This window comes from Aliiruegeria haliotis, from assembly GCF_003003255.1.
In the GTDB taxonomy this organism is placed as follows: domain Bacteria; phylum Pseudomonadota; class Alphaproteobacteria; order Rhodobacterales; family Rhodobacteraceae; genus Tropicimonas; species Tropicimonas haliotis.
Map to the genome: position 1 here is coordinate 283,409 of NZ_PVTD01000005.1, position 15,346 is coordinate 298,754.

14 protein-coding genes are annotated in these 15,346 nt (G+C 63.1%); 8 read left to right on the forward strand and 6 right to left on the reverse strand.

Going from position 1 to position 15,346, the window contains the following annotated elements:
* Positions 1–22: 22 nt before the first annotated feature.
* The 5 genes from CLV78_RS14425 to CLV78_RS14445 all read right to left on the reverse strand — a co-directional run bounded on the left by CLV78_RS14425 (position 23) and on the right by CLV78_RS14445 (position 6,626).
* Positions 23–1,813, reverse strand: coding sequence for an ABC transporter transmembrane domain-containing protein (locus CLV78_RS14425; RefSeq protein WP_106205527.1), 1,791 nt, complete (start codon positions 1,811–1,813; stop codon positions 23–25).
* Between the two features lie 107 nt (positions 1,814–1,920).
* A complete protein-coding gene (ccmI, locus tag CLV78_RS14430; RefSeq protein ID WP_106205528.1) occupies positions 1,921–3,342 on the reverse strand; it encodes a c-type cytochrome biogenesis protein CcmI in 1,422 nt (473 codons plus the stop codon).
* The gene (locus CLV78_RS14435) at positions 3,342–3,851 is read right to left on the reverse strand and encodes a cytochrome c-type biogenesis protein (protein ID WP_245925064.1); all 510 of its coding nucleotides are present in this window, start codon (positions 3,849–3,851) and stop codon (positions 3,342–3,344) included. The genes ccmI and CLV78_RS14435 overlap by 1 nt, the downstream gene beginning before the upstream one ends.
* A gap of 10 nt (positions 3,852–3,861) precedes the next feature.
* Positions 3,862–5,844, reverse strand: coding sequence for a heme lyase CcmF/NrfE family subunit (locus CLV78_RS14440; protein ID WP_106205529.1), 1,983 nt, complete (start codon positions 5,842–5,844; stop codon positions 3,862–3,864).
* Positions 5,841–6,626, reverse strand: coding sequence for a Crp/Fnr family transcriptional regulator (locus tag CLV78_RS14445; protein WP_106205530.1), 786 nt, complete (start codon positions 6,624–6,626; stop codon positions 5,841–5,843). Before CLV78_RS14445 ends, CLV78_RS14440 begins: the two co-directional genes overlap by 4 nt.
* Positions 6,627–6,880: 254 nt before the next feature.
* Here CLV78_RS14445 and CLV78_RS14450 point away from each other — a divergent pair, with 254 nt between their 5' ends.
* Together CLV78_RS14450 and CLV78_RS14455 are read left to right on the forward strand one after the other, a co-directional pair.
* Positions 6,881–9,256: a hypothetical protein gene (locus tag CLV78_RS14450; RefSeq protein WP_211300991.1), complete on the forward strand. Its 2,376-nt coding sequence runs from the start codon at positions 6,881–6,883 to the stop codon at positions 9,254–9,256.
* A gap of 67 nt (positions 9,257–9,323) precedes the next feature.
* Entirely contained in the window at positions 9,324–9,689 is a 366-nt protein-coding gene (locus tag CLV78_RS14455) for a Rap1a/Tai family immunity protein (protein WP_106205531.1), read from the forward strand.
* Between the two features lie 282 nt (positions 9,690–9,971).
* On the opposite strand, the gene CLV78_RS24180 is transcribed toward CLV78_RS14455, so the two are convergent.
* Entirely contained in the window at positions 9,972–10,124 is a 153-nt protein-coding gene (locus CLV78_RS24180; protein ID WP_170111669.1) for a hypothetical protein, read from the reverse strand.
* 195 nt (positions 10,125–10,319) lie between these two features.
* Between CLV78_RS24180 and CLV78_RS14460 the strand changes: the two genes are divergently transcribed.
* From CLV78_RS14460 to CLV78_RS14485, 6 genes are all read left to right on the forward strand, one after another.
* Entirely contained in the window at positions 10,320–11,222 is a 903-nt protein-coding gene (locus tag CLV78_RS14460) for a DMT family transporter (RefSeq protein ID WP_342751835.1), read from the forward strand.
* 291 nt (positions 11,223–11,513) lie between these two features.
* On the forward strand, positions 11,514–11,885 hold the full coding sequence (gene rpsL / locus CLV78_RS14465; RefSeq protein ID WP_008182915.1) for a 30S ribosomal protein S12: 372 nt from the start codon (positions 11,514–11,516) through the stop codon (positions 11,883–11,885).
* A gap of 12 nt (positions 11,886–11,897) precedes the next feature.
* Positions 11,898–12,368, forward strand: coding sequence for a 30S ribosomal protein S7 (gene rpsG / locus CLV78_RS14470; protein WP_106205533.1), 471 nt, complete (start codon positions 11,898–11,900; stop codon positions 12,366–12,368).
* A 27-nt stretch (positions 12,369–12,395) separates the two neighbouring features.
* A complete protein-coding gene (gene fusA, locus CLV78_RS14475; RefSeq protein ID WP_106205534.1) occupies positions 12,396–14,513 on the forward strand; it encodes an elongation factor G in 2,118 nt (705 codons plus the stop codon).
* A 29-nt stretch (positions 14,514–14,542) separates the two neighbouring features.
* The gene (locus CLV78_RS14480; protein ID WP_106205535.1) at positions 14,543–15,193 is read left to right on the forward strand and encodes a sulfotransferase family 2 domain-containing protein; all 651 of its coding nucleotides are present in this window, start codon (positions 14,543–14,545) and stop codon (positions 15,191–15,193) included.
* A gap of 59 nt (positions 15,194–15,252) precedes the next feature.
* Positions 15,253–15,346: GTP-binding protein (locus tag CLV78_RS14485; protein WP_146136670.1), on the forward strand; the 94-nt coding region annotated here is incomplete at its 3' end.

The window sequence follows — 15,346 nt, forward strand, 5'->3', positions numbered from 1 at the left end:
TGCGCAACGAGGAAACGGGACGCTACGCCACGGCGCCCTCGGTGAATTGCAGCCGTGCGAGACGGGCGTAGAGGCCACCCTCCGCCACCAGCGTCTCGTGAGTGCCCTCGGCGATGATCCTGCCGCCCTCGAAAACGAGGATCCGGTCGGCCTGTTTCACGGTCGCGAGCCGGTGGGCGACAATGAGCGTTGTCCGCCCTTCGGACATGGCGGCCACGGCATCCTGTACCGCGCGCTCACTCTCCGCATCGAGTGCGGAGGTGGCTTCGTCGAGCAGCAGCACAGGGGCGTCGCGCAGGATCGCGCGCGCGATGGCGATACGTTGCTTCTGACCGCCTGAGAGCATCACGCCGCGTTCGCCAACGTAGCTGTCGTAGCCTTCCGGCAGGGCAGCGATAAAGTCGTGGGCCGCGGCGGCGCGGGCAGCGGCCTCGACCTGTGCGTCGGTCGCGTCCGGCTGGCCGAAACGGATGTTCTCGCGTGCGGTGTCTGCAAAAATGATCGGATCCTGCGGCACCAGGGCCAGCGCCTTCCGAAAATCGTCCCGGGCCATGTCGGGCAGGGCAATCCCGTCCAGGCGCACCGTGCCGCTGGTTGGATCATAGAAACGCAACAGAAGCTGAAGCACCGTCGACTTGCCGGCTCCCGACGGCCCCACGAGTGCCACCGTCTCGCCCGGCGCGACCTCGAAGGACGCGCCATTCAACGCGGCATCGGCCGGACGGCTCGGGTAGTGGAAGTCCACCTGGTCGAAGGCGATGGCGCCCCGGGTCGGCCGGGGCAGGGCCAGCGGCTCGGCCGGGTCTTGCACCGAATCCTCGGATCCCAGCAGTTCCACCAGCCGTTCGGTTGCGCCCGCCGCGCGTTGCAGTTCGCCCCAGATCTCCGACAACGCGGCGACAGAGCCTGCCATGATGCCGGCGTAGATGACGAACTGGACCAGTTCGCCCGGTGTCATGATTTCCGCCCGAACATCGCGGGCACCTATCCAGAGCACGCCGAGGATGCCGGTGAAGACCACGAAGATGATGATGATCGTCAGCAGCGCCCGTACGGCGATCCGTTTCTTGGCCGAGACGTAGCTTTTCTCTGTGACATCGGAAAACCGCGCCTTGCTGGCGGCCTCATGGGTGTAGGCCTGCACGGTTTGCAGGGACTGCAACGCCTCGACGGCATTTCCGGAGCTTTGGGCGATCCAGTCCTGGTTGTCACGGCTCAGGATGCGCAGGCGTCGGCCGAGCGCGAGGATTGGCACGATCACGACAGGGATGATCGCCAACACCATCAGTGTCAGCTTTCCGGATGTGATGAACATCATCACCAGACCGCCGAAGAACAGCAGCGTGTTGCGCAGGAACCAGCTGACCGAAGAGCCGATGACGGACAGGATCAGCGTCGTATCGGTGGTGATCCGGCTGATGACCTCGCCTGTCATCAGACGTTCGAAATACGCAGGGCTCATTCCGACCATGCGATCAAAGACCGCCTTTCGGATATCCGCCACGACCCGCTCGCCAAGACGGGTAACGATGTAGTAGCGCAGCCCGGTGCCGAGCGCGAAGATCAGCGCGATTCCGATGGCGGCAAGGAAATAGCCGTCGAGCAGGTGGACACGGGTGGCCTCGAACCCGTCGACGACGCGGCGGGCGGCCACGGGCAGCAGGAGAGAGACGGTCGCGGTGATCGTCAGGGCGATGCCGGCGAGGATGACGTAGCGACGATAAGGGACAAAGAAGGGAAACAGCGCCCGAAGCGCACTAACGCGTTTCGAGGCTTCCCGCTCCTCTTGAGCGTCTTTTCCCGGTTGCGCCATGTCCTTGCCTCCCCCACGCGGTTCATCGTGCTTTAGCTGCCGCTCTCGCTGCCGGCAACCCGGTGCCGCGCGCCCGCGACAACACTACTGTTTTGTCGTGATCCGGGTCAGTTGGCGGCGATGACCCCGGCGGTGCCCTCCCGCAGCGCCTCGATGGCGGCCGCGTTTCCACTGTATTGCGCCGTCGCGGCGTCATAGGCCGCGCGTGCCTTCTCGATTCGGCCGAGGTTGGCGTAGGACCGCACCAGCATGATCCAGCCGTCGAGATTGTCGGGGTTCTCCTCCAGCTTCGCGGCAAGCCCGGCAACCATGCCTTCGATCATGTCGTCCTGATCCTGCTGGCTCAGCCGTGATGCGGCGGCGATCTGCTCCGCATCCGGTCCGGCGGTGCCGGGGCCCCGGTCGAGCATGTCGAGCCCGAGCGCGCGGGCCGTTTCGTCAAACTTCTGGAGCACGAAGGGAGCGGCCTTGAAGTGGCTGCGGGCCTTCTCCAGCGCCGCGAGCGCCGCCTGTCCGTCGCCCAGGGCCGCGTGCTGGCCAGCCAGCGCGATCCACGCCTTGTGGTCGGTGGGATCGGCGGAAACCGTTGCCTCCAGCTCCGACACCCGCTCGGCGCTTGCCGCACCCTGCGAAGCTCCGCCAGCCGCGGCGATCTCTGCCTGCGTGGCATCCGGCATGTAGGCACGCACATCGGCCTTGAGGAAACGCGCCATGTTCACGATGTCGCGCCGAACCGTCGTTGCCCAGGGCGCATTCGGGGCACTTTCCCCCAGTAGCGCCGCCCAGTCCGTGATGGCACCGTGGAAATCCTGCGATTGGGCCTTCGCCAGGGCGATGTAGTATCGTGCGCGGGGATCTGGGTGCTCCTTCACAACCTGTTCGAAGATTACGCGGGCAGCGGCAGGCACCTTGTTTCCATTGGCCAGTGTCATCGCCTCGGCATACGCGGACAACACACCCGGATTGTCGTTCGAGAGTTCCGCAGCCCGGCGATAGGCTTCCGCAGCGGCTGCGTCGTCGCCCATCTCCGAATAGGACTTGGCCAGCATCCACCAGGTCTCGAAATCCTCGGGGGTCTCCTCGGCGGCCTGTTGCAGGAGTTGCGCGGAACTCGCGATGTCCCCGGCCGCAGCCCGTTGGGTCAGCAACTCGGTTTGACGTGCGGCGAGCGGCTGGTCCGGCGCCTGCGGTGTTCCGAGCGCGATGTAGAGCGCAGCAACGGCCACACTGCAGAGCGCCACGATCCCGATGGCGGTCGGGATCGACCGACGTCCGACGAAGAACCCCTGGTCCAGCCGCCGGGCCGACTGCAGGGCGCGGCGCTCGATCTCCTGCCGGGCGGCGTCACACTCGCCCTCGCTGATGATACCCGCCGCCAGATCGCGTTCGACCTCGTCAAGCTGGTCCCGATAGATCGAGATCGTGCTGTCGTGGGCCTCCATTTCCATCGTGCCGGATTTCAGGAAGGGACGGGCGATCCAGACCGCCGCGCCCAGGGTGACGAGTGTTGCAAGCGCCCAGAACACCATCACGCGTCCCCTCGTTTCAGCAGTCGTTGGGCTTCGGCCCGATCCGCCGCGCTCAACTCGGTGGGTGATGCCTTCGGGTTGCGCCGTCCGCGCATGTACACCGCAAGAAACCCCGCCCCCAGTAGCAGGAACGCCACTGGCGCCAGCCACAGCACGGATGTCTGGGCCGAGACCGGTGGATCGAGCAGGACGTAGTCGCCGAACCGGGACCGGACGAATTCGAGGACTTCCTCGTCGGTGTCGCCGGCTTCCATGCGTTCGCGGACGACCACCCTAAGGTCCTTGGCCAGACCGGCATTGGAATCGAAGATCGACTGGTTCTGACAGACCAGACAGCGCAAGTCGCGGCCGATGTCACGGGCGCGGGCCTCCTGCGCGGGATCGGCGAACATCTCGTCGGCTGTGAGCGCCTGCGCGCCCGTCCCGTGCGGGACGGTGACGAACAGGAGCGCAATGGCGGTTGCGATGCGCGGTCCAATCATGCGGGGGCGGGGCAGGGCGAACGGCATGGGCTGGTTCCTATTCTGCCGGTTGCGCAGCCGACGTCGCGCGGCGCGCCGACGGCGCACCGACCCGAAGTCGGCGGTCGAGCAGGGAGATCAGCGCGGAGAACGTGATCAGCAGAGCGCCGGTCCACATCCAGGGCACGCCCGGGTTGTAGTAGTAGCGGGTCACGTATCCGCCGGTGCCATCGGGATCGCCAAGAACGGCATAGAGATCACCATGCCAGAGCGTCCGGATGCCGGCCTCGGTGGTGGGCTGGCGCTCGACGGGGTACCACCGCCGCTCCGGTGCGAGCTCCGCGACGACGTCGCCCTGGCGCGTGACCGTCACGCGGGCGATCGAGGTCTGGTAGTTCGGCCCGGTTGTGTTCCGGATGCCTTCAAGGGTGAACTCGTAGGGGCCGACCCGGGTGGCGCTCCCCTGTTGCACGGTCTGGATGGCTTCCGCGCTCCAGACCGACACGGCAATGACGCCGGCCGCCGCAATGGCTAGGCCCGCATGCCCGAGGTAGAGGCCATAGGCCGCTGCCGGCAAACCGGCCGCCCGGCGCAGTGCCGTCGCGGGCCCCACCCTGGGGAGGCCAATCCGGCGGGCGTAGTCCTGCAGGGTTGCGACCATGAGGAAGGCCGCGATGAAGGCTCCGAGGAGGCCGACACCGTCGCCAAGGCCGAGCCAGAATGCGATCCCGGCCGTCACCAGCAGCGCGAGCAACGAACACAGCAATGTGCGCCGCAGGGCCTCTCGCCGGTTGGCGCGTTTCCAGGCGAGGAAGGGCCCCACGCCAGCGGCCAGCATCGCCACCCCGAAGATCGGCAGGAAGGTCTTGTTGAAATAGGGCGCTCCGACGGAGATCCTGGCGCCGTTGATAAGTTCGAGCACCAGCGGATAGAGCGTCCCGACAAAGACCACACCACAGGCGGAGGCAAGCAGGAGGTTGTTGACGAGCAGGCCGGTCTCCCGTGACCAGATGCCGAAGACCCCGCCATCCAGAAGCCTGGGAGCACGCCAGGCGAAGAGAGTCAGAGCGCCACCGATCGCGATGGAGAGCAGCAGAAGGATGAAGGCGCCGCGCTCCGGATCTGTGGCAAAGGCATGGACCGAGGTCAGGATGCCGGAGCGGACAAGGAAGGTGCCGATGAGCGAGAGCGAAAAGGTGAGGATCGCCAGCAATATGGTCCACTTCAACAGGGCGTTTCGCTTCTCTACCACGATTGCCGAATGCAGCAGCGCCGTGCCGATGAGCCATGGCATGAAGGAGGCGTTTTCCACCGGGTCCCAGAACCAGAACCCGCCCCAGCCAAGCTCGTAGTAGGCCCACCAGGAGCCGAGGGCGATGCCGGCGGTCAGGCCCGACCACGCGAGCAGCACCCAAGGCCGCATCCAGCGTGCCCAGGCCGGATCGACCCGGCCGGTAATCAGCGCGGCCACCGCGAAGGAAAAGGCGGTCGAGAAGCCGACATAGCCGAGATAGAGCAGCGGCGGGTGGAACGCCACGCCGGGGTCCTGCAACAGCGGGTTCATGCCCTGCCCGTCGATGGGGGCGGTGGCGAGGCGCTCGAACGGGTTCGAGGTCAACAGGATGAACAGGTAGAACCCGGCGCCGATCATCGCCTGCACCGCGAGGACATTGGCCCGCATGACCACCGGGATCACGCCACCGAACAGCGAGATCAGCACACCGAACAGGGCCAGCATGAGCACCCAGAGGAGCATCGAGCCCTCATGGTTCGCCCAGACCCCTGACACCTTGTAGAGCATCGGCTTGGCGGAGTGGGAATTCGCAGCGACCGTCATGACAGAGAAGTCCGACACCACGAATGCCCATGTCAGGGCCGCAAACGCCAGCGCGGTTCCGAGAAACTGAACCTGTGCGGCGGTGTCCGCCACCCGCATAGCTGCCGGTGCGCCATTGGCCGCGCCCCAGATCGGGATCGTGGATTGGATGACCGAGGCCACCAGCGCGATGCAGAGGGCAAGGTGCCCGAGTTCGACGATCATGCCCGAACCTCGTGCACGGTGCCTGGGCCCGGGCGCACCGCGGCGGGGCGGAACATGGCCGGTTCGGGGATCTCGACCGGCAGCCGGCGTTCAAGCTCACCAAGGTCGGGGACAATGAACTCTGAGGGTGACAGGAACTTCACCATCCGGGATTTCTTCAGGCGGGACAGGATGCGGCTGACCGTCTCCGCGTTCAGGCCAAGGTAATCGGCGATGTCTTCGCGCGACATCGGAAGGGTGACGAGTTGCGGCTTGGCTCGGGTCGCCCCGGACCGGATCGCCATCTCGGCGAGAAACAGTGTGACCCTTTCCACGGAGTCCAGCCGTCCGAGGGTCGTGATGTGGTTCTGTGTCCGCTCCAGGCGGCGGTGCACCACGTGAAACGTCGTGGCCAGAAACTCGGGATCGCCCTGCAACTCCCGGGCATTTCCGGAAAGGTCGATTTCGCAGACGATGCAATCGCTGAGCGCCTCCAGCCAGTTCTGGGTGCCGGGCCCTGCCATGAGGCTGCAGATCGTTTCCCCTGCGGTCTCAAGGCCCACGATCTGTCGTCGGCCGTCCTCGAATGCGGTGCAGGTCGCCGCCGTGCCATGGACCACAACCCAGAACTTCATGCAGGTATCCGACTCGCAGCTGTCCAGCCGCCGACCACGTTTCATGAAGTGTTTCTGCTTCGCTGCCTGGCTGTGGCCGGGTGGCAGGAAGGTGCAGATCATATTCCCGCAGGAACCGGGAAGCCTGCCATTCTGGTGGCCGTTGGCCGTCATCTTGAGGTTTTGCATCAGCTGCCCTGTTCGCGTCGTAGGGGGGGCTGCCTCGTCCCTATACTTGATTGAAGTTGTTCGCCTTGCTCTGGATCAAGGCCAAACACTCCTTTTTAGGTATTCCAGTTTGAGAATTCGACACCTTCCAGGGTCTTGATTGAGAAGAGCTTTTCGGAGGAGTTGCCGAATTCTGACAAATGTCAGGGCGAAGGACCTCACGGTCGCGTTACTAGAATCGGGAACGCAATGACTCTATCCAGGGAGGTCCAGCTTTGAGACGCATGTTCCTGACGCTGACGCTTCTACTCGGTGCCGCAACCTACGCGGGTGCCCAGGAAGCCGCGGGGGACGCGGAAGCGGCCCCGATGACTGTCAGTGCCGAACTGGCAGCCGAAAAGGGCTGTCTTTCGTGCCATGAAGGTATCGAGAAATTCACCCAGGGCGCGATGATGGACACCATCGAGTCGATGGGTGCCGACTACGATGACCCGGCAGGTTGTACTGTCTGTCACGGGGGCAACGTCACGGGCACGACGCCGGACGAGGCCCACGCCGGTACGCATGCCGTGCTCGCCGAGGATGGCGGACCGCACACGTTCTACCCGGATCCGGGCGCGGTGTGGATCGCGGACAAGTCCTGCGGACAGAGCGCCTGTCACGAGGGCTATGCGGAGCGTCTGATCAAGTCGCTGATGAACACCGAGGCCGGCAAGCTTCAGGGCAACCTGTGGGCCTGGGGCGTTCTGGACACGCACCAGTCGGTCTATGGCAACTACACGCTGGTCGATGACGACGGCTATGTGCCGACGGTCGGCACAGATGCCTACAAGGAATACATGGTTGCTTTCGCAGAAGCGCATCCCGAGCAGATACCTGCCTCCATGGAACAGGTGCCCGAAGTGGATGTCGATCAGATTTCGGAGCATCCGAACCTCGCCGGCATCACCTATTCGCGTCAGCAATGCCAGCGGTGCCACGTCGGTGTGAATGGCCGCGAAAAGCGCGGCGACTATCGCGGCGCCGGTTGCTCCTCCTGCCATGTTCCCTATTCGAACGAAGGCCTCTACGAGGGTGGCGATCCGGTCATCTCCAAGGAACAGCCGGGCAAGCTGCTGACGCACCAGTTGCAGGCCACGCGCAAGTCCAAGGTCAAGCATGGTGATCTCGAATACTCGGGCATCCCGAACGAGAGCTGCTCCTCCTGCCACAATCGCGGCAAGCGGATTGGCGTGAGCTACCAGGGGATCATGGAATTCCCGTATGGCTCGCCCTACAGCGCTTCCGGTGGAAAGCAGCCCAAGCTGCACACCAAGAACTACCTGTTCATCAAGGACGATCTGCATCACCAGGTGCAGTCGCGCGAGGGCAACCCTGAAGGGGGCCTGCTTTGCCAGGATTGTCACACCACCGTGGACATGCACGGAGATGGCAACCTGCCGGGCACGACCCTTGCCCAGGTGGAGATCGAGTGCGAGGACTGCCACGGCACCGTCGGCAAGTTCCCGTGGGAGTTGCCACTTGGCTATGGCGAGGAGTTCCAGCAGGAGATCGCAGACACCGCCCGCGGGCTCACCGAGGACCTGACCGACGAACAGTACTTCGCTGAGGTCTACGACGCGGAAGACGGGTACCTCCTGACCGCACGTGGCAACCCCTTCGGCAACGTCGTCAAGAAAGGCTCCAAGGTCCTGCTTCACTCCGCCTCCGGTCTCGATTTCGAGGTGCCGGTGCTGAAGCAGATCGCGATCGACGGCACCTGGAAGTCGCCGAACGCCGAAGTGGCCATGATGTCGGTCGGCAAGCACATGGAAAGCATGGAATGCTACGCCTGCCACGCCGACTGGGCACCGCAGTGCTACGGCTGCCACGTCACCGTGGACTATTCCGAAGGCAAGACGGACGTCGACTGGATCAACAACGCCAATGCGCGTGAAGACAACGGTCTGACCGGCGATGCGCCTCTCGGCACCAACGGTCTGACGTCGCCGGGCAAGGTCTCCGAGACACGCTCCTACCTGCGTTGGGAAGAGCCGACGCTCGGGATCAACGGTGAAGGTCGCGTCAGCCCGCTTATGCCTGGATGCCAGGTCATCACAACGGTCATCGACAAGGACGGCAATACGATCGTCCACAACGAGACCTGGATGACGCCGGACGCCGGTGGCACCAAGGGTGCCGAGCACGCCGCGGTGCAGCCGCACACGGCCGGTCGTCTCGCTCGCTCCTGCGAGAGCTGCCATAACAACCCGAAGGCCCTTGGCTACGGGATCAGCGGTGGCCGCTTCATGCAGGGCTACGAAAACGGCTTCATCGTGGACCTGGAGACTGCCTCGGGCGAGATCATCCCGCAGCAACACCAGTACCAGTCGCAGCCTGTGCCGTCGCTGGATCACGACCTCAGCCGGATCGTGACCGAGGATGGCAAGCAACTGGTGTCTGTCGGGTCGCACTGGCCGCTGACCGGTCCCTTGCCACAGGAGATGCGCGAGAAAATGGAGCGCACCGGACTGTGCATGGGCTGCCACCAGAACATGACCAACGAGGAGCTCTGGGACAAGGTGAACAGCCCCGAGTTCGTCACCAACGAAGAGCACCAGGATGTGATGGATCAGGCCATCCACGCCCTGGCCGACAAGAAGTCCGACTGACGTCGGTCCTCCCGGCCGCCCCGATGGGGTGGCCGGGACAGGTCTCTTGAACACCGGGGAAGTACATATGCGCAAGACACTGATCTGCTCGATCGCCGCCGTGGGGCTGGCAACGATCGCCTCAGCGGATTCCCACATGGCTCCATCGTACACTGCCAAGGAGCTTCTCAGGCCCTGTTTCGAGGCGGACAGCGACGCCCGCGACGGTGTTTTCGCCGAGGTCGAGTGCGAGCAATACCTGGTCGGTTTCGTCGATGCCCTGGCGGCTGTTGATGCCCTCGATGGCATCTGCCTGCCAGAACAGAACGTGGCGGACGAGGTTCGCTGGGCCTACATGCGTTGGGTCCACGGTGCATATTCCGCACGAACCCAACTGCCAGCCGCCGAGGCCGTCATGGGCGCTTTGAAGGAAAGCTTCGCCTGCTCCAACTGAAGTAGCCGTGAACGACCTGCCAAGCCAACAACGAGGGAGAGTGAGGCAGGCCATACCTGCCCGCGATCAAGGCCCGGCAAGTGCCGGGCCTTTTTTGGGCGCCCTGCCGCCCGCTCCCCCCCCCCCGCTGTGATCTGCCATGGAAGTGTTCCCGGGCACCTTGCCAACTCAAAGCCCGTATTCTGCCTCGTTGTCGAAGCGCATAGCTGTCTCAGGCCCCTTCGGGTGCATGAGGCCACGACCAAATGGAATGGTGTCTACGAAGCGATGTCGCGCCAGCGATCAGGAGGCGTCGGCGCATTCAAGGGTCGACAACTCCTTGACCGGGTCATCCGGTGCACATTCCTGTCCCGTGATCGGGTAGTGCGATGTATCCGTGCAGGCGGCCCCAAGGATTGCAATCCCCATGAGAGCGAAGATAGTCGAGAGTTTCATCATGAGCTCCTTCCAGTGTTCGGGCCCGGTCGCGGTTCACCCCCCTTGGGGCGTCGTCCCCTCGGTCGAGGTCCGCACCGCGCCGATGCCGGCAAATGAACTGATTCCAGGGTATTTGAACATTGTTCAGACGCAATGACGCCGAACGTCACACCGTGCTTTTCGTTTGACACGCGCAGATGCGTGGCGCATCGGGTGAGGGTTCAGACTTTCGAGGCAGATCCCTTGTCCCCCAACGTTCGCGGCGCACTTTTTATGGCGGCCTCAATGGCCTCCTTCACCCTGAATGACGCCATGATGAAATCGGTGTCCGGCGAGCTGTCGATGTTCCAGGCCCTGTCGATCCGCGGCTTGATCTCCACGATCCTGCTGGTCGCGATGGCCGCGGCCATGGGCGGCTTGCGGTTCCGGTTGCCGCGCAAGGATCGCAACGTTGTGATGCTCCGAACGCTGGCAGAGATCGCGGCGGCGTACTTCTTCATCACCGCGCTGTTCAACATGCCGCTGGCGAATGCGTCCGCTATCCTTCAGGCCCTACCGTTGACGGTTACCCTTGCCGGGGCGCTGTTCCTTGGCGAGCACGTCGGGTGGCGACGGATGTCGGCAATCCTGCTGGGCTTCGTTGGCGTGATGCTCATCGTCCGTCCCGGCGCGGAGGGGTTCACCATCTACTCCATCTATGCGGTGCTTGCCGTGCTCTCCGTCACCGCGCGGGACATCCTTGCCCGTATGGTCTCCGTCGAGACGCCGTCCATGACCGTGGCGGTTGCGGCGTCGATCGGGGTCTGGCTGTTTGCACTGGTCGGGGTCGCAACAGAAGAATGGCAACCGGTCTCCGGACAGAACCTTGCCGCGCTGACCGGAGCGTCGGTCATGATCATCGGCGGCTACCTCTTCTCGATCCTGACGATGCGGGTCGGCGAAATTGCCTTCACGGCCCCGTTCCGCTACACGTCCCTTCTCTGGGCGCTCGTTCTGGGGTTGGTGGTCTTCGGCGACTGGCCCGATCCGATCACCATGATCGGGGCGGCGATCGTCGTCGGCACGGGCCTGTTCAGCTTCCATCGGGAGCGAAAACTGGCCGTGGGAGCAGTATAAAGGACGGGAGTGCGGGCAAGGCGCCCGGCGTCTGTTGACAACCCCACCGATTCTCACTAGAGCGTGCCCACTCGGTCACGGGGATTCCGTTCGACCGGCCCTAACAGAACTAAGTGGTCAAGATCCGGGCGCCGACCGCCCCGATCCTCTGAGATCCCACCCGCGTCGTTTCCGCGTACGAGGAAACGCCGGCGGTTTTTGTGCATTGCGGACGCGCGATGTGCGATTTTGAAAAACAACCGCTCGCGGCACGCGCGAGAAGAAGAAGAAAGCTAGACTGGGGAAACCGGAATGCCGACGATCCAACAGCTGATCCGCAAGCCGCGGCAGCCCAAAGTAAAACGATCCAAATCGCAGCACCTCGAGAGCTGTCCGCAGAAGCGCGGTGTATGCACGCGCGTCTACACCACCACGCCGAAGAAGCCGAACTCGGCCATGCGGAAGGTGGCCAAGGTTCGTCTGACCAACGGCTTCGAAGTCATCAGCTACATTCCGGGTGAGAGCCACAACCTCCAGGAGCACTCCGTGGTGCTGATCCGTGGCGGTCGTGTGAAAGACCTTCCCGGTGTGCGCTACCACATCCTGCGTGGTGTTCTGGATACCCAGGGCGTCAAGGATCGGAAGCAGCGTCGCTCGAAGTACGGCGCCAAGCGTCCCAAGTAAGGAGAGACAGACATGTCCCGTCGTCACGCCGCTGAGAAGCGCGAAGTCCTGCCCGACGCCAAGTATGGCGATATCGTGCTGACCAAATTCATGAACAACCTGATGATCGATGGCAAGAAATCGGCCGCCGAGCGCATCGTGTACAACGCCCTGGACCGGGTCGAGGACAAGCTGAAGCGCTCCCCGATCGAGGTGTTCACCGAGGCACTCGACAACGTGAAGCCGTCGGTCGAGGTCCGTTCCCGCCGTGTCGGTGGTGCGACCTACCAGGTTCCCGTCGAAGTCCGTGTGGAGCGTCGCGAAGCCCTGGCCATCCGCTGGATGATCGCCGCTGCCCGTGCCCGCAACGAGAACACGATGGAAGAGCGGCTGGCCGGTGAACTCGTCGACGCCGTGAACTCCCGCGGCAGCGCTGTGAAGAAGCGCGAAGACACCCACAAGATGGCCGACGCCAACAAGGCATTCAGCCACTATCGTTGGTAACACCCCTCTACGTCTAAGGACCCTCCCATGGCCCGCGAATATCCTCTGGACCGATACCGCAATTTCGGCATCATGGCGCACATCGATGCCGGCAAGACCACCTGCTCGGAGCGTATCCTCTACTACACCGGCAAGTCCCACAACATCGGCGAAGTGCACGATGGCGCGGCGACCATGGACTGGATGGAGCAGGAGCAGGAGCGTGGTATCACCATCACCTCGGCTGCGACCACCACCTTCTGGGAGCGTACCGAGGACGGCGTCAACGCCGACACGCCCAAGCACCGTCTGAACATCATCGACACCCCCGGCCACGTTGACTTCACCATTGAAGTCGAGCGTTCGCTGGCTGTACTCGATGGTGCCGTCTGTGTTCTGGACGCCAACGCCGGTGTCGAGCCGCAGACCGAGACCGTCTGGCGTCAGGCCGACCGCTACCACGTTCCGCGGATCGTCTTCGTCAACAAGATGGACAAGATCGGCGCGGACTTCTTCAACTGCGTCGCGATGATCGAGGACCGTACCGGTTCCCGTGCCGTGCCCGTGTGCCTGCCGATCGGCGCCGAGACCGAGCTCGAGGGTCAGATCGATCTGATCACCATGAAGGAATGGCTCTGGAAGGGTGAAGACCTCGGGGCGTCCTGGGAGCAGGTCGAGATCCGCGACGAGCTCAAGGATCTGGCCGAAGAGTGGCGCGGCAAGATGATCGAAGCCGCCGTCGAAATGGACGACGACGCCATGGAGGCCTACCTCGAAGGTGAGGAGCCCGATGTCGAAACCCTTCGCAAGCTGATCCGCAAGGGGACGCTGGCGCTGGAATTCGTGCCGGTTCTGGGTGGGTCCGCGTTCAAGAACAAGGGCGTGCAGCCGCTGCTCAACGCCGTTCTCGACTTCCTGCCGAGCCCGCTCGACGTTGTCGACTACATGGGCTTCAAGCCGGGCGACGAGACGGAAACCCGTGACATCCCGCGCCGTGCGGACGATGACATGGCCTTTGCCGGTCTGGCCTTCAAGATCATGAACGACCCTTTCGTCGGTTCGTTGACCTTCACCCGGATCTATTCGGGCACGATGAAGAAGGGCGACTCGATCCTGAACTCCACGAAGGGCAAGCGCGAGCGCATCGGTCGTATGATGATGATGCACTCGAACAACCGCGAAGAGATCGACGAGGCATTTGCCGGCGACATCATCGCGCTGGCCGGTCTCAAGGACACCACCACCGGTGATACGCTGTGTGCCATCAACGACCCGGTCGTCCTCGAAACCATGACCTTCCCCGATCCGGTGATCGAGATCGCCGTCGAGCCTAAGACCAAGGCTGACCAGGAGAAGATGTCCCAGGGCCTCCAGCGTCTGGCTGCCGAGGATCCGTCCTTCCGCGTCGAAACCGACCTCGAGTCGGGTCAGACCATCATGAAGGGTATGGGTGAACTCCACCTCGACATTCTCGTCGATCGCCTGAAGCGGGAGTTCAAGGTCGAGGCCAACATCGGTGCGCCGCAGGTGGCCTATCGCGAAACGATCTCGAAAGAGGTCGAGCACTCCTACACCCACAAGAAGCAATCGGGTGGTTCGGGTCAGTTCGCCGAGGTCAAGATGGTCATCTCCCCGACGGAGCCCGGCGAAGGCTACTCCTTCGAGAGCAAGATCGTGGGTGGCGCGGTGCCGAAGGAGTACATCCCCGGTGTCGAGAAGGGCATCAAGTCGGTCATGGACTCCGGTCCGCTGGCTGGTTTCCCGGTCATCGACTTCAAGGTGGCGCTCATCGACGGTAAGTTCCACGACGTGGACTCCTCGGTCCTCGCCTTTGAAATCGCGGCTCGTATGGGCATGCGCGAAGGCATGAAGAAAGCCGGAGCCAAGCTGCTCGAGCCGATGATGAAAGTCGAGGTGATCACACCGGAAGAATATACCGGTGGTATCATTGGTGATCTGACGTCTCGTCGTGGGCAGGTGTCCGGGCAGGAACCGCGCGGCAACGCCGTCGCGATCAACGCCTTCGTGCCGCTGGCCAACATGTTCGGCTACATCAACACGCTGCGTTCGATGTCCTCGGGCCGTGCCCAGTTCACGATGCAGTTCGATCACTACGATCCGGTGCCGTCGAACATCTCCGAAGAGATCCAGGCAAAGTACGCGTAACCAACTGTGCAATCTGTCGGGCCAGGGAAATGTCTGTTCACCTTTTCAAACACGAAGTTTCTTACTTCAGCGTTCCGAAGTGCGCCTGCACTTCGCTGAAGTTGTGCTTCTTTGAAATCGAGAACGGCTTTCCCTTCCGGTCTTACACTGCGAACGGGGTGTCAAAGCACATTCACAATGCGGCCTATCCTTCGGTGCCCTACGCGAAGGTTCGGCGCGGAAGAATAGCGTCGCATTGGAAAGCTGCTGTCGTTCGACACCCGATTGGCCGTGTCTTGTCCTGTTTTAAAAATCGGGTCGAGTATCACGGCGAGTTGGACAACGTCGCATTGACGGATGAGGATCGGGAAAACGGCGTGGTAACCTCGCCGGACCTGCCCACCTTCATTCGACACTTGGAGCGGTACAAGGATCTTTCGCCGCCAGTCCGCCACCATGCGGAACCACTGTCGCATTTCCTGGGGACCGACCCCGGATACTTCGATCGGATCTATCCGATTTCCAAGGTCGACGAGTTTGCCGAGGAAATCGGCAGACGAACCGGCCGGATCGTCAAGGTGGGGCGAGAGCAGGTTTCCGGCAGCAAGGCCAGCCGAAAGGACCTCAGCGCCGAGGAGGTCTCCAAGCTGGAGACGCTTTTCGCAGAAGATCTCGAACTCTACGGTGAGTTTTTCGAATAACGCTTCGCCCGCCGGGGAGGTCGGTGGGCGACGCAGAAAAAAAGAGAAAGGACGCCATCATGGCAAAGGAAAAGTTTGACCGCAGCAAGCCGCATATGAACATCGGCACGATCGGTCACGTTGACCACGGCAAGACGACGTTGACGGCCGCGA

What these genes read in the sequence shown, in the direction of transcription:
- CLV78_RS14425 (WP_106205527.1), bottom strand. Translation starts at nt 1,813, where the DNA reads ATGGCGCAACCGGGAAAAGACGCTCAAGAGGAGCGGGAAGCCTCGAAA.
- ccmI (WP_106205528.1), bottom strand. Translation starts at nt 3,342, where the DNA reads ATGGTGTTCTGGGCGCTTGCAACACTCGTCACCCTGGGCGCGGCGGTC.
- CLV78_RS14435 (WP_245925064.1), bottom strand. Translation starts at nt 3,851, where the DNA reads ATGCCGTTCGCCCTGCCCCGCCCCCGCATGATTGGACCGCGCATCGCA.
- CLV78_RS14440 (WP_106205529.1), bottom strand. Translation starts at nt 5,844, where the DNA reads ATGATCGTCGAACTCGGGCACCTTGCCCTCTGCATCGCGCTGGTGGCC.
- CLV78_RS14445 (WP_106205530.1), bottom strand. Translation starts at nt 6,626, where the DNA reads ATGCAAAACCTCAAGATGACGGCCAACGGCCACCAGAATGGCAGGCTT.
- CLV78_RS14455 (WP_106205531.1), top strand. Translation starts at nt 9,324, where the DNA reads ATGCGCAAGACACTGATCTGCTCGATCGCCGCCGTGGGGCTGGCAACG.
- CLV78_RS24180 (WP_170111669.1), bottom strand. Translation starts at nt 10,124, where the DNA reads ATGAAACTCTCGACTATCTTCGCTCTCATGGGGATTGCAATCCTTGGG.
- rpsL (WP_008182915.1), top strand. Translation starts at nt 11,514, where the DNA reads ATGCCGACGATCCAACAGCTGATCCGCAAGCCGCGGCAGCCCAAAGTA.
- rpsG (WP_106205533.1), top strand. Translation starts at nt 11,898, where the DNA reads ATGTCCCGTCGTCACGCCGCTGAGAAGCGCGAAGTCCTGCCCGACGCC.
- fusA (WP_106205534.1), top strand. Translation starts at nt 12,396, where the DNA reads ATGGCCCGCGAATATCCTCTGGACCGATACCGCAATTTCGGCATCATG.
- CLV78_RS14480 (WP_106205535.1), top strand. Translation starts at nt 14,543, where the DNA reads ATGTCTGTTCACCTTTTCAAACACGAAGTTTCTTACTTCAGCGTTCCG.